11 protein-coding genes are annotated in these 12,893 nt (G+C 67.9%); 7 read left to right on the plus strand and 4 right to left on the minus strand.

Features of this window, described 5'->3' with window-relative positions; translation table 11 throughout:
* Nucleotides 1-163 precede the first annotated feature (163 nt).
* The 6 genes from potA (at nt 164) to DCN14_RS30680 (ending at nt 7,620) form a co-directional block, all read left to right on the plus strand.
* A complete protein-coding gene (potA, locus tag DCN14_RS30655; protein WP_096508922.1) occupies nt 164-1,318 on the plus strand; it encodes a polyamine ABC transporter ATP-binding protein in 1,155 nt (384 codons plus the stop codon).
* 10 nt (nt 1,319-1,328) lie between these two features.
* Nucleotides 1,329-2,324, plus strand: a complete 996-nt coding sequence (locus tag DCN14_RS30660; RefSeq protein WP_115531475.1) for an ABC transporter permease subunit — start codon at nt 1,329-1,331, stop codon at nt 2,322-2,324.
* Nucleotides 2,321-3,160 carry an ABC transporter permease subunit gene (locus tag DCN14_RS30665; protein WP_115531343.1) on the plus strand — a complete coding sequence of 280 codons (840 nt, stop codon included), beginning with the start codon at nt 2,321-2,323 and terminating at the stop codon, nt 3,158-3,160. The genes DCN14_RS30660 and DCN14_RS30665 overlap by 4 nt, the downstream gene beginning before the upstream one ends.
* Before the next feature lie 102 nt (nt 3,161-3,262).
* The gene (locus tag DCN14_RS30670; RefSeq protein ID WP_096508522.1) at nt 3,263-4,840 is read left to right on the plus strand and encodes a DUF3138 family protein; all 1,578 of its coding nucleotides are present in this window, start codon (nt 3,263-3,265) and stop codon (nt 4,838-4,840) included.
* Between the two features lie 112 nt (nt 4,841-4,952).
* Nucleotides 4,953-6,257 (plus strand): FAD-dependent oxidoreductase, encoded by a 1,305-nt coding sequence (locus DCN14_RS30675; protein ID WP_096508521.1) that lies wholly within the window; start codon nt 4,953-4,955, stop codon nt 6,255-6,257.
* A gap of 61 nt (nt 6,258-6,318) precedes the next feature.
* The gene (locus tag DCN14_RS30680) at nt 6,319-7,620 is read left to right on the plus strand and encodes an FAD-binding oxidoreductase (RefSeq protein ID WP_096508520.1); all 1,302 of its coding nucleotides are present in this window, start codon (nt 6,319-6,321) and stop codon (nt 7,618-7,620) included.
* 101 nt (nt 7,621-7,721) lie between these two features.
* On the opposite strand, the gene gor is transcribed toward DCN14_RS30680, so the two are convergent.
* The 4 genes from gor to DCN14_RS30700 all read right to left on the minus strand — a co-directional run bounded on the left by gor (nt 7,722) and on the right by DCN14_RS30700 (nt 12,267).
* Nucleotides 7,722-9,077 carry a glutathione-disulfide reductase gene (gene gor, locus DCN14_RS30685; RefSeq protein ID WP_096508519.1) on the minus strand — a complete coding sequence of 452 codons (1,356 nt, stop codon included), beginning with the start codon at nt 9,075-9,077 and terminating at the stop codon, nt 7,722-7,724.
* Between the two features lie 252 nt (nt 9,078-9,329).
* The gene (locus DCN14_RS30690; protein ID WP_096508526.1) at nt 9,330-9,557 is read right to left on the minus strand and encodes a hypothetical protein; all 228 of its coding nucleotides are present in this window, start codon (nt 9,555-9,557) and stop codon (nt 9,330-9,332) included.
* 372 nt (nt 9,558-9,929) lie between these two features.
* Complete coding sequence (locus DCN14_RS30695; RefSeq protein WP_096508518.1) at nt 9,930-11,051, minus strand: porin; 1,122 nt, start codon at nt 11,049-11,051, stop codon at nt 9,930-9,932.
* Nucleotides 11,052-11,514: 463 nt separating this feature from the next.
* Nucleotides 11,515-12,267: a YoaK family protein gene (locus DCN14_RS30700; RefSeq protein WP_096508517.1), complete on the minus strand. Its 753-nt coding sequence runs from the start codon at nt 12,265-12,267 to the stop codon at nt 11,515-11,517.
* A 278-nt stretch (nt 12,268-12,545) separates the two neighbouring features.
* Between DCN14_RS30700 and DCN14_RS30705 the strand changes: the two genes are divergently transcribed.
* Entirely contained in the window at nt 12,546-12,887 is a 342-nt protein-coding gene (locus DCN14_RS30705) for a hypothetical protein (RefSeq protein ID WP_096508516.1), read from the plus strand.
* Nucleotides 12,888-12,893: the final 6 nt, after the last annotated feature.

The raw sequence follows: 12,893 nt of genomic DNA on the forward strand, positions 1-12,893 counted from the left end.
TCGGCTGAACGCCTGCCCGCCCGGGATCCGCGGACGAACGTCCGCCCGCGCACGCCGCGCGCCCCTGTTACATCCGGCACGAGCCGTTGTCCGCGAGTCGCGTTGCGCGCCTCGTGCGGGGACGCTCACGCCTGCAATCCGTGAAGAACGAATGGTGATTCCCATGCAATCGATACCCTCTTCCGCTGCCGCACGCCATACCCAACCGGCCGCCGTGGCCCGTTCGACGAACGACGCCTTCGTGCGCATCGAAAACGTCGTGAAGAAATTCGGCGACAGCACGGCCGTCGACAACGTGAACCTGACGATCGCGAAGAACGAGTTGTTCGCGCTGCTCGGCAGCTCCGGCTGCGGCAAGTCGACGCTGCTGCGCATGCTCGCCGGGCTCGAGACGGCCACCTCCGGCAAGATCTTCGTCGACGGCGAGGACCTCGCGTCGCTGCCGCCGTACCGCCGCCCGGTGAACATGATGTTCCAGTCGTACGCGCTGTTCCCGCACATGTCGGTCGAGTCGAACGTCGCGTTCGGGCTGAAGCAGGAAGGCACGCCGAAGAACGAGATCAAGGAACGCGTGGCCGATGCGCTCGCGCTCGTGCAGATGAGCAAGTACGCGAAGCGCAAGCCGCATCAGCTGTCGGGCGGGCAGCAGCAGCGCGTCGCGCTCGCCCGCTCTCTGGTGAAGCGCCCGAAGCTGCTGCTGCTCGACGAGCCGATGTCCGCGCTCGACAAGAAGATCCGCCAGAAGACCCAGCTCGAACTCGTGAACATCATCGAGAAGGTCGACGTGACCTGCGTGATGGTCACGCACGACCAGGAAGAGGCGATGACGATGGCCAGCCGCCTCGCGGTGATGAGCGAAGGCAAGATCGTGCAGATCGGCACGCCCGGCGAAGTGTACGAGTACCCGAACAGCCGCTTCTCGGCCGAGTTCATCGGCTCGACGAACCTGTTCGAAGGGCGCGTGGTCGAGGACGAACCCGATCACATCTTCGTCGAGAGCGACGATCTCGAAGCACGCATGTACGTGAGCCACGGCGTGTCCGGCCCGCTCGGGATGCCGGTCGGCATCTCGGTGCGCCCGGAGCGCGTGCAGGTGTCGCGCGACAAGCCCGGCTCGCATCACAACTGGGCGCGCGGCGTCGTGACCGACATCGCGTACATGGGCAGCTACTCGCTGTATCACGTGCGTTTGCCGAGCGGCAAGACGGTGGTGTCGAACCTGTCGAGCTCGCACCTGATGCACGACAGCGCGCCTTCGTGGAACGACGACGTGTTCGTGTCGTGGTCGCCGGCCAGCGGCGTCGTGCTGACGCAATGAGGACGACATGATGAGAACTTCCACTTCTACGCCGTCCGCGCCGTCCGCGCCGGTTTCGACCGGCGCCGCAGGCACCGGCCCGGGCCGCGCCCGCGCGGGCCGCTTCGCGCTGCTGTCGCGTTTCCTGCCGTCGGGGCGCAGCGTCGCGATCGGCGTGCCGTTCCTGTGGCTCACGGTCTTCTTCGCGCTGCCGTTCGTGCTGGTGTTCAAGATCAGCTTCGCCGACCAGGTGATGGGGATCCCGCCGTACACGTCGCTCGTCGAGTTCAAGGACGGCGTCGTGCACTTCGCGCTGCAACTGGGGCACTACGCGTTCCTGCTGCAGGACGACCTGTACATCGCGACCTACCTCAGCTCGCTGAAGATGGCCGCCGTGTCGACGCTGCTCTGCCTGCTGATCGGTTATCCGATGGCGTACTACATCGCGCGCGCGGAACCGGCGCGCCGCAACGTGCTGATGATGGCCGTGATGCTGCCGTTCTGGACGTCGTTCCTGATCCGCGTGTACGCGTGGATCGGCATCCTGAAGGACGACGGCCTGCTGAACCACGCGCTGATCGCGCTGGGCATCATCCACACGCCGCTGCGCCTCTATCACAGCGACGCGGGCGTCTACATCGGGATGGTCTATTCGTACCTGCCGTTCATGGTGATGCCGCTGTACGCGCACCTCGTGAAGATGGACCTCACGCTGCTCGAAGCCGCGTACGACCTGGGCGCGAAGCCGTGGGTCGCGTTCACGCGCATCACGCTGCCGCTGTCGAAGAACGGGATCATCGCCGGCAGCCTGCTGGTGTTCATCCCGGCGGTGGGCGAGTACGTGATTCCGGAACTGCTCGGCGGCGCGGACACGCTGATGATCGGCCGCGTGATGTGGGACGAGTTCTTCAACAACATGGACTGGCCGATGGCGTCCGCGGTGACGGTCGCGATGGTGATGCTGCTGCTGGTGCCGATGGCGCTGTTCCAGTACTACCAGGTCAAGGAACTGGAGGAAGCGAAATGATCAAGCCGAGCAAACCGCTGTCGACGGGCGTTCTCGCCTTCGGCTTCCTGTTTCTGTACATCCCGATCATCAGCCTCGTCGTGTACTCGTTCAACGAGTCGAAGCTGGTGACGGTGTGGTCGGGCTTCTCGCTGAAGTGGTACGCGGCGCTTCTGGACGACGACGAGCTGCTGACCGCCGCGTGGCTGTCGCTGAAGATCGGCCTGCTGACGGCGACGGCGTCGGTGGTGATCGGCACGTGGGCGGGTTTCGTGCTCGCGCGCTTCGGCCGCTTCAAGGGCTTCACGCTGTACACGGGGATGATCAACGCGCCGCTGGTGATTCCGGAGGTGATCCAGGGGATCTCGCTGCTGCTGCTGTTCGTGGCGCTGGAGCAGATGTTCGGCTGGCCGAAGGGTCGGGGGATGGTGACGATCTGGATCGGTCACGTGATGCTCTGCGTGTCGTACGTGGCGATCATCGTGCAGTCGCGCGTGAAGGAGATGAACAAGTCGCTGGAGGAGGCGGCGCTGGATCTGGGCGCGACGCCGCTGAAGGTGTTCTTCGTGGTGACGCTGCCGCTGATCTCGCAGGCGCTGCTGTCGGGGTGGCTGCTGTCGTTCACGCTGTCGATCGACGATCTGGTGCTGTCGGCGTTTCTCTCCGGGCCGGGGTCGACGACGCTGCCGCTGGTGGTGTTCTCGCGCGTGCGGCTGGGGCTGAACCCGGAGATGAACGCGCTGGCGACGCTGTTCATCTCGGCCGTGACGATCGGCGTGATCGTCGTGAACCAGGCGATGATCGCGCGCGAGCGGCGCCGGGTGGCCGACATGAAGGCGGCGTTCGCGGCGGCCTGAATCCCCTCTTTCCTATCCATCGATAACAAGACCGGCGCGCCGCGCGATGCGGCGCGCCACCGAAAACGCACATTGACAGGCGCACGACAAGGAGAATCCGCAATGAAGAAGAAACTGATCTGCCTGCTGGTGGCCGGCGCGTTGCCGGGCATCGCGCTGGCCGGCTCGACATCCGCCGAGATCAAGGCGCTGCAGGCGCAGGTCGCGGCGCTGCAGAAGCAGATGAAGGCGATGCAGGCGCAGTTCGCCGCGAAGCCGGGCGGCGCCCCGCTCGCGCAGGCCGGCACGGGTGCCGCGGCGAAGCCGGCCGTCGTGGCCGCCGATCCGTCGTCGCCTGACTACGGCCGTGCGCAAGCCACGCTGACCAACGACGAAGTCAGCGACATGAAGCAGCAGATCGCGAACCAGCAGCTGAAGGTCGACTCGCTGACGGACGCGGCCAACACCGGGCCGCTCGCGGGCCTGTCGGTGACGGGCTACATCGACCCGACCTACATCTACAACCGCGCGGCCGGCACGTCGTCGTTCCTGTTCGCGAACCACGAGAACGCGTACAACTATTTCAACAGCACGTTCGGCGACCTCTACCTCGACATCAAGAAGACCTTCGGCGTCGGCCCGATGGCGCCGTCGGCCGAGATCACGCTGATGCCGAACCGCGGCAACGGCATCACGCTGCTGCAGAACTCGCGCGGCTCGATCACCGACAACCTGCTGAACACCGCCGTCGTCAACGTGCCGATCACCGCCGAGACGACGCTCGTCGCCGGCCTGATCCCGAGCTTCGGCGGCTACGAGGTGCAGCAGTCGAACCAGATGCTCACGCTCACGCACAACCTGCTGTACGACTTCTCGGATCCGGGCAGCTACATCGGCGCGGGCGCGAACTACACGAAGGGCAACTGGGCGTGGAAGTTCTTCGTCGGCAACGAGCAGTACCGCACGTACGGCTCGGTCACGCAGACGGGCACGAACGCGCTCGGCGATCCGATCACGACCAGCAACAAGGTGCCGACCTTCACCGGCCGCGTGGACTATACGTGGTCGAGCGCGCTCGACATCGGCGGGTCGTTCAACATCGGCCGCCAGACGCTGCCGAGCGCGATCGACCCGGCGACCGGCAACGTGTCGTACGGTGTGGGCGGCGCCGCGCCGAACGCATACGGCACGTTCTTCTTCGCGGAAGCCGACGCCACCTATACGCTCGCCGACATCCAGTACAACGCGGAGCTCGACTACGGCCAGCAGCAGCATGCGGCGTACAACGGCGGCCTGGCGCAGTGGTACGGCCTGTCGCTGCTCGCGCACCGCAAGTTCAACGCGCCGGTGGTCGGCCGCATGGGCGTGACGCTGCGCTACGATGCGCTGGTCAACAGCAAGAACGGCGGCGGCGGCGGCGGCATCGCGCTGAACGGCAACGGGATGGATCCGTACAACGGCTTCGGCGTCGACGCGGACTGTCTCGCGACGTCGAGGGCGAACGGCGGCCTGGGCTTCGACTGCAAGGGTGCGATCCGTCAGGACGTCGCGCTCGACCTGCTGTTCTATCCGACCCAGCAGATCACGGTGAAGGTCGAATACCGGCACGACTGGGCGAACAACAAGGTGTTCCTGCGCAACGACGGTTCGTACAGCAAGTCCAACGACCTGCTCGCGACGCAGTTCATCTACTCGTTCTGACGCTGGCCGCGCGGGACGCCGTGCCGCATGCACGGCGTCCCGCGCCGTTTCATCCGGCCGGAGGGCGGTGCATCGCGCACCGGCGCCGGCCGTCTTCGAGGGAGTCGGTTTGATGACGCAGTCTTTCACCCGCCGCGCCGATGCGCTCGCGCGCGACTCGTACTACGAAGCGACGGCCACGCGAGCACTGGCCGACGATCCTGTGCTCGACGAGACGATCGACGTCGACGTGTGCGTGATCGGCGCGGGCTTCGCGGGCCTGTCGACGGCGCTCGAGTGCCGGGCACGCGGGCTGTCGGTCGCCGTGATCGACGCGCACCGGCCCGGCTGGGGCGCATCCGGCCGCAACGGCGGCCAGGCGATCACGGGGTTCGCGAAGGACGAGGTGATCGAGCGGCAGCTCGGCGCGAACGGCGCGCGCGCCGCATGGTCGCTGTCGCTCGACGGCGTCGCGCTGATCGCCGAGCGCATCGCGCGCTACGGCATCGACTGCGACTTCACGCGCGGCTACCTGACGGTGGCGACCAAGCCGCGCCGCATCGACGATCTGCGCGCCTGGATGGACGCGGCGACGTCGCGCTGGGGCCATCCGTCGCTGTCGTGGCTCGACACCGCCGAAATCCGCGCGCGCATCGCGTCGACGCGCTATCTGGCGGGCGTCTACGATCCGCTGTCGGGCCACCTGCATCCGCTCAAGTATTGCCTCGGCCTCGCCGATGCCGCGCGCCGCGAAGGCGTCGCGCTCCATGCTCATACGCCCGCGCTCGACATCGTGCGCGGCACGCGCCCCGTCGTGCGCACGCCGTCCGGCGAAGTGCGCTGCCGTTTCGTCGTCTCGTGCTGCAACGCGGGCCCGGGCGGCGTGCTGCCCGCCGCGACCGCCGCACGCATCGCGCCGATCGCCTCGACCATCATCGCGACCGAACCGCTCGGCCGCGCACGCGCCGACGCGCTGATCGCGCAGCGCGAAGCGGTGTGCGACAACAACTTCTTTCTCGACTACTTCCGGCTGTCGGCCGACCACCGGATGCTGTTCGGCGGTCGCGCGAATTCCGCCGGCGCGTCGCCCGGCACGCTCGCCGAAACGATCCGGCAGCGCATGGTCGGCGTGTTCCCGCAACTCGCCGACGTACGTGTCGACCACGCATGGGGCGGCTTCGTCGACGTCACGCGCAATCGCGCGCCGGACTTCGGCGCGCTCGACGCCAACTTCTTCTACGTCCAGGGCTTCAGCGGACACGGCGTCGCGCTGACCGGCATCGCCGGCCGCGCGGTCGCCGCCGCGATCGCGGGCGACACCCGCGCGTTCGACCTGTTCGCCCGGCTGCGCCACCGGCGCTTTCCCGGCGGCGACGCGTGGCGACAGCCCGCGCTCGAACTCGGGATGCTGTATCACCGCGTGCGCGAGCTGTTCTAGGGTCTGTCTACGCGTTCCATATGCAGACAGACCCGAGCCCTCTTTCTCCGTTCTCCTCATCATGCAGACATTCGCCAACCAGCCGCACGTCGCGTCGTACTACGCGGCGACCGTCAACGATACGACCCGCCATGCGCCGCTCGCCGGCGCGACCGATGCCGACGTGTGCGTGATCGGCGCGGGCCTCACGGGCCTGTCGGCCGCGCTCAACCTCGCCGAGCGAGGCCATTCGGTCACCGTGCTCGAGGCGTCGCGGGTCGGATGGGCGGCGAGCGGGCGCAACGGCGGCCAGCTGATCGGCGGCTTCGCGTGCGACATCGACACGTTCGGGCATTTCATGCCGGAAAGCGACGTGAAGCGGATCTGGGACATGGGGCTCGAAACGCTGTCGCTGGTGAAGTCGCGCATCGCACGGCACGACATCGACTGCGCGCTCGTGCCCGGCTACCTGACCGCCGCGAACACCGAGCGCGACGCCGATTCGCTCAAGCGCTGGCGCGACGAGGCCGCGAAGCGCTTCGGTTACGACCGCTTCCATTTCGTCGACGCCGACGCGCTCGGCGACTACGTGCAGTCGGCGCGCTATCGCGGCGGCCTGTACGACCCCGACAGCGGCCACCTGCATCCGCTGAACTACACGCTCGGCCTCGCACGCGCGGCGGCCGGCGCCGGCGTGCGCATCCACGAGGAAAGCTGCGTGACGCGCGTGCGCGACGTCGCGGGCGGCCACGTCGTCGAGACCGATCGAGGGCACGTGCGCGCGCGCTTCGTCGTGCTCGCGTGCAACACCTATGTCGGCACGCTCGCGCCCGCGCTGTCGAGGAAGATCATGCCGGTCGGCACCTACGTGATCGCGACCGAGCCGCTCGGCGAAGCGCGCGCCGCCGCGCTGATGCCCGCGCGCGCGGCCGTCTGCGACAGCCGCTTCGTGCTCGACTATTTCCGGCCGGCGCCCGACACGCGGCTCGTGTGGGGCGGCAAGGTCAGCTATTCGACGCTGCCGCCGCGCAATCTCGCCGAAGCGATGCGGCAGGACATGCTGAAGACGTTCCCGCAACTCGCGGACGTGAAGGTCGACTACGCGTGGGGCGGCTTCGTCGACATCACGATGAACCGCGCGCCGCACTTCGGGCGCGTCGCCCCGACGATGTATTTCGCGCAGGGCTTCTCGGGGCACGGCGTGAACACGACCGCGCTCGCGGGCAAGCTGATCGCCGAGGCGATCGACGGGCAGGCGAGCCGCTTCGACCTGTTCGGCCGGATCCGGCATCGCGATTTTCCGGGCGGCGCGGCGCTGCGCACGCCGGCGCTGGTGCTCGCGATGAGCTGGTACCGGCTGCTCGACGCGTTCGGCGTGCATTGAGCGACACGCCGCGGCGTGTCGCCGCGAGACGACCGCGAGACGACCGCGAAACCGCCGCGATCGCCCGCGGCCGTGTTCCGTCGTTCGCCGGCGCGGCCGCGCTAGTCGGCCACCTTCTGCCGCATCGTCACGAACTCCTCGGCCGCGGTCGGGTGAATGCCGATCGTGTCGTCGAACTGCGCCTTCGTCGCGCCGGCGCGAATCGCGATCGCGATGCCCTGGATGATCTCGCCCGCATCGCGGCCGACCATGTGCGCGCCGATCACGCGCTGGCTGTCGCGCGCGACGACGAGCTTCATCAGCGTGCGCTCGTCGCGACCCGACAGCGTATGGCGCAGCGCCTTGAACGACGTGCGGTAGATGTCGAGCTCGCCGTGCACGCGACGCGCATCGGCCTCGGTCAGGCCGACCGTCGCGACCTCGGGCTGGCTGAACACGGCCGACGGCACATCGTCGTGATCGGCCGCGACACGCGCCCCGCCAAACAGCGTCCGCGCGAGCAGCGCGCCGTCGCGCGTCGCCACCGGCGTGAGCTGCGGCCGCGACGTCACGTCGCCGATCGCATGGATCGACGCAACCGACGTCGCCGAATACGCATCGACCGCGATCGCGCCGCGCGCATCGAGCAGCACGCCCGCGCGTTCGAGCCCCAGCCCGTCGACGTTCGGCACGCGGCCGGTCGCATAGAGCACCGCGTCGTACGGCCCGTGCTGCGCATCGCCGACGCGCACGGAAAGCGTGCCGTCGTCCGCGCGTGCGATCGATTCGACCACCGCGTGCGCATGGATCGCGACGCCCTGCTTCGTCATCTCGTCGGTCAGGAATTGCCGCACGTCGTCGTCGAAGCCGCGCAGGACTTTTTCACCGCGATAGAACAGATCGACATGGCTGCCGAAACCGTTGAAGATGCCCGCGAACTCGACCGCGATATAGCCGCCGCCGACCACCGCGATGCGCGCGGGCAGCTTCGCGAGCGACAGCGCCTCGCGCGACGTGATCACGTGCTCGATGCCGGGCCGCGGCGGCAGCGACGGGCGCGAACCGGTCGCGATCGCGATGTGGCGCGCGCGGATCGTGCGATCGCCGACGGCGACCGTATGCGCGTCGACGAGCGTCGCGCGTCCCGCGTGCATCTCGACGCCGGATTGCCGCAGCAGGTTGATGTAGATGTCGCTGAGCCGGTTGATCTCGCGATCCTTCGCGGCGATCAGCGCGGGCCAGTCGAGCGTGCCGGCGCCGAACGTCCAGCCGAAGCCCTTCGCGTCCTCGAGCTCGTGCGGATAATGCGATGCGTAGACGAGCAGCTTCTTCGGAATGCAGCCGCGCAGCACGCAGGTGCCGCCGATCTGCTCTTCTTCCGCTATGCCGACGCGCGCGCCGTATGACGCCGACATCCGGGCGAGCCTCACGCCGCCGGAGCCGGCCCCGATGACGAACAGGTCGTAGTCGAAATCCATCGCAAGCCCTCATCGTAGTTCAGCAGTTCGGATGACGGCACGATAGCAAGATTCCGGCATTCGTGCGGAACGTGGCGCGGCACGGCGCACGTTCCATAAAAAACGGCGAGAGACGTCGCCTCTCGCCGGTCAAACCAGCTGCCGGGTGTGCCATGCGTCACCGATCGACCACATGCCCGGCCTGCCGGCCGCGCGGCACCGGTCCGCCCGGGCGCGCGAATCGCGCACCCTCGGCGGGACCAGCCGCCATGCTCATGCCTGCGACGTGTCGCTGCCGTCCGTCGCCTGCGTATCGTCCGCAGCCTGTTCGGGCTGCTCATCCTTCTTTTCGACCAGGCCTTCGAGTGCTTCGGCACCCTTGAAGCCGGCCACCGCCGCCGCCGCCTTGGTCAGCAGGCCCGCATCCGGATCCAGCTTTTCCGCGCCTTCGACGGCCGCCACTGCGCCTGCGATTTCACCCACGGTGTTCAGGATACCCATCGTCATCCCCTTTCAAGAAAATCGTGAGCGCATCGTCCCACGAAAAAAACCGGCAGACCGTGTTTGTCATCACCGGATACACAAGTTACGCACCAGGCCGGCCGCACGCGACGCGCGCTCCGGAACGACGTCCGCGCGTGCGTTGCGGCACGCGGCGAACCCTGCACGCAGCGTAGCGGAAACACTTCGCGCGCACTGTCAAAGTATGTTCTGGAATCCCGACGGATGCCTTACGGGCCGGCCTTTCCCGATGGAGCGATCGCTGAATAGTCGCCCCCGCGCATGAAGCTCGCGTGACGAAAAAAAGAGGCTCCCGCAGGAGCCTCTTCGAGGTGCGCCGGGCCGATGCCCGCGCAGGAATGCCGACGTTCGTCAGAAGATATTGCGCAGACCGATCGCGATGCCCGTCTGGTTGCTGCGACCCGGCAGCTCGACGTTCGCCGCGCCGTTCGTCTTGTTGAAGTCGACGGTGCCGTAGACTTCCGTGCGCTTGCTCAGCGCGTATTCGGCGATACCGACGATCGCGTAGCGGTTGCCGCTCGCGAGCGTGCCGTTCGCGGTCATCGCATTGCGCATGTGGTCGTAGTAGAACGCGCCCGTCAGCGTCAGCGGCGTGCTGACCTGCCAGCTCACGCCCGCGAACGGACCGTCGTCGATCCGGCCCGTGCCCTTCGAGACCGGAATCGACTGCTGCGCGAGCAGGCTGTCGACGAAACCGGTGTCGTCCTTCGAGCGCAGGTAGCCCGCATAGACCTTCGCCTTGCTGAACGCGTACACGACGTTCGCGTGGTAGATCGTCTGCTTGCGCGCGGAGTTGTCGCTGTTTTGCTGCGCGCCGGCCGCGATGCTGAGCGGACCCGTCACGTACGACACCGACACGCCCCACGCATTGCCCTTGCCGAGCGAGCCCGGGATCTGGCCCGAGAAGCCGCCCGCGCCGGTCGATTCGTAGTTGGTGCCCGTCGAGTACATCACCTTCGCGGTCAGGCCCGCGAACTTGCCGGTGTACTTGATCTGGTTGTCCGCATACAGACCGCCGCCCAGCGCGACCGGCAGCCATGCGTTTTCGAGGTAGTTACCGACCGTCAGAGGATCGTAGGTGTCCGACAGCAGGTCGAACAGCGGCGTCTTCTGGCGGCCGAGGGTCACCGTGCCGTACGGGCTCTGCAGGCCGACGTACGCTGCGCGGTTGAACAGGCGGCCGCTGTCGGCGAATGCGCCGTTCTGCAGGTTCACGCCGCTTTCCAGGTTGAACAGGGCCTTCAGGCCGCCGCCGAGGTCTTCCGTGCCGTAGATGCCGAAGCGGCTGTTCGTGATCGCGCCGTTGGTCATCGACAGCAGGCCGTCGTTCTTGGCGTTTGCGTTGGTCAGGTAACGGATGCTGGCGTCGGCGACGCCCCACAGCGTGACCGAGCTTTGTGCTGCTGCGTACTGGCTGGCGAAGGCCAGGGCCGCGCCCCCTGCGATGGCTGCGAGTCGAGTGGTCTGCTTCATGAGCTTTCCTTTTTGTAGGTGTCTCCATTCATGGCCGGCCGCGTGCGCAGCCGGGTGGCGATCGCGGACGTTCATGGCGCACGCGATGTGGGCAGAATCATAAGACGAGTGCACGTGCTGAAAGAAATTGAAATGCCCGGTAATGCGCGACTGTCGCCCTGGAACAACGTTTCCCGCGCCGCACGTGCGTCTCGCGCCGATGAAACGGCGCGCGGCAGCGGCGAAATGAGGGCCTGCGATGTAAGGATCGGGCGGGGCCGGCGAGGAAAGCGGCGGGGTTGCGGGCGGAGGCGGAACGAACGGGAGACGACCCGCGCCGCGCCCGATCGGGCGGCATCGGGCACGGCGCGTCGCGGGAGCGACGCGTATGGACGAAGCGGCACAACGGCGGAGTGCGTCACCCGCGAATCCATCGCACGGCTCACCGGCGGCCGGCCCCGCCTGGCGGCCCGAGCGCACGTCGTCAGGCTGCTTGCGGCGTCCCGCCGCCGGCGTTGCCGTCACCGCCTTTATCGCTGCTGCTGCTGCTGCCGCCACCGTCATCGCCCGCGCGCCGACGCGCACGCCGCACGATTTCCGCGAACGCGCCGGCGAGCAGCAACACGGCGCCCCACAGCGCGACTTCCGGCACGAGCCGCGTCACGAAGCCGCCGGCCACCGCACCGGCCAGGAAGCAGAAGCTGATCGTCGCGAGCAGCGCCGAGTCGTGCAGCGCGCCCGCGTCGTAGCGCGGGATCAGTCCGACGAACAGTTTCTGCGCGGCGCGCCGGAGGTTGCCGGTCGTCATCACCGACGTGTACGACAGTTCTTCGAGATGGGTGAACGACAGCGTCTGCAGCGTCGCGACGAACGAGATGCCCGGAATCAGCCACGCGCTCGACGCGCCGACGAGCCCGCTCGCGGCGAAGCCGAGAAACGCGATCTCGACGATCAGGCTCGTGAACGCCGTGTGCCGCATCCAGCCGCGCCGCGCGGCAAGACCGAGCAGGTGCGCGACGAACACCGCGACCACGAAGCCGCCGAGCGGCGGCACATGATGGAGTGCGGCCGCCCATTCGCCGGCCGACAGGTTGATGCCGAGCAGCGCGACGTTGCCGGTCATCGTGTTCGCGAATACGTGGCCGTGGCCGACGTACGTATACGCATCGAGATAGCCGCCGGACAGCGTCAGCAGCGCGGCGACAGTGAGGTTGCGGCTCGCGCCGTCGAGATCCATCGATCCTCCCGTGTGGCGCACCGCGCGCGGCGGGCGGCGCGTAATTCACCGATTCCGTCATCGATCCCGGCCGGCGCCGGGCGTTGCCCGCCCGCGCGGCCACCGCGCAGGCCCGCGCGCCGCGCCAATATAATGCTCGGCGTCGGGCGCGCATCGGCCACACGCGCCGGCGCACGAGGCCGGCATCCGGCCGGCGTCGCCGGAGAAAGACCGGCCGAGTGTATACCGGCCGGCCGCGAGCAGGCTCCCCGCACCGTCTCAACCCGCCGTCGAATGACATGACACCCGCGAAGTTTTTCCTGCGCTTCACCGTGATCCCGTTCGTCGCGATCGTGCTGGTGGCCGTCTGGGCGTTCAACCGGGAATCGGGCGAGATCGATGCGCGCCAGTATGCGGCGCTGGCGGCGGCCTATCCGTCGTTCACGCCGAAACTCAAGCGCGAGGTGGCGCACGCATTGCGCGACAGCGACAGGCTGGGCAAGGCCGACTACAACGCGATCATGCGCGATGCGCTCGAAGCCGGTTACGTCGTGGACTGGCCGACGCCGACGGACGACGTCAGCGCCGAGCGCGGCCGGCTGCTCGGCCTCGTGAACAGCGACCAGCCGGCGTCGCCGTAGTGGCCG

Origin of the sequence: Burkholderia sp. IDO3, assembly GCF_003366075.1 — a bacterium.
GTDB lineage: Bacteria > Pseudomonadota > Gammaproteobacteria > Burkholderiales > Burkholderiaceae > Burkholderia > Burkholderia anthina.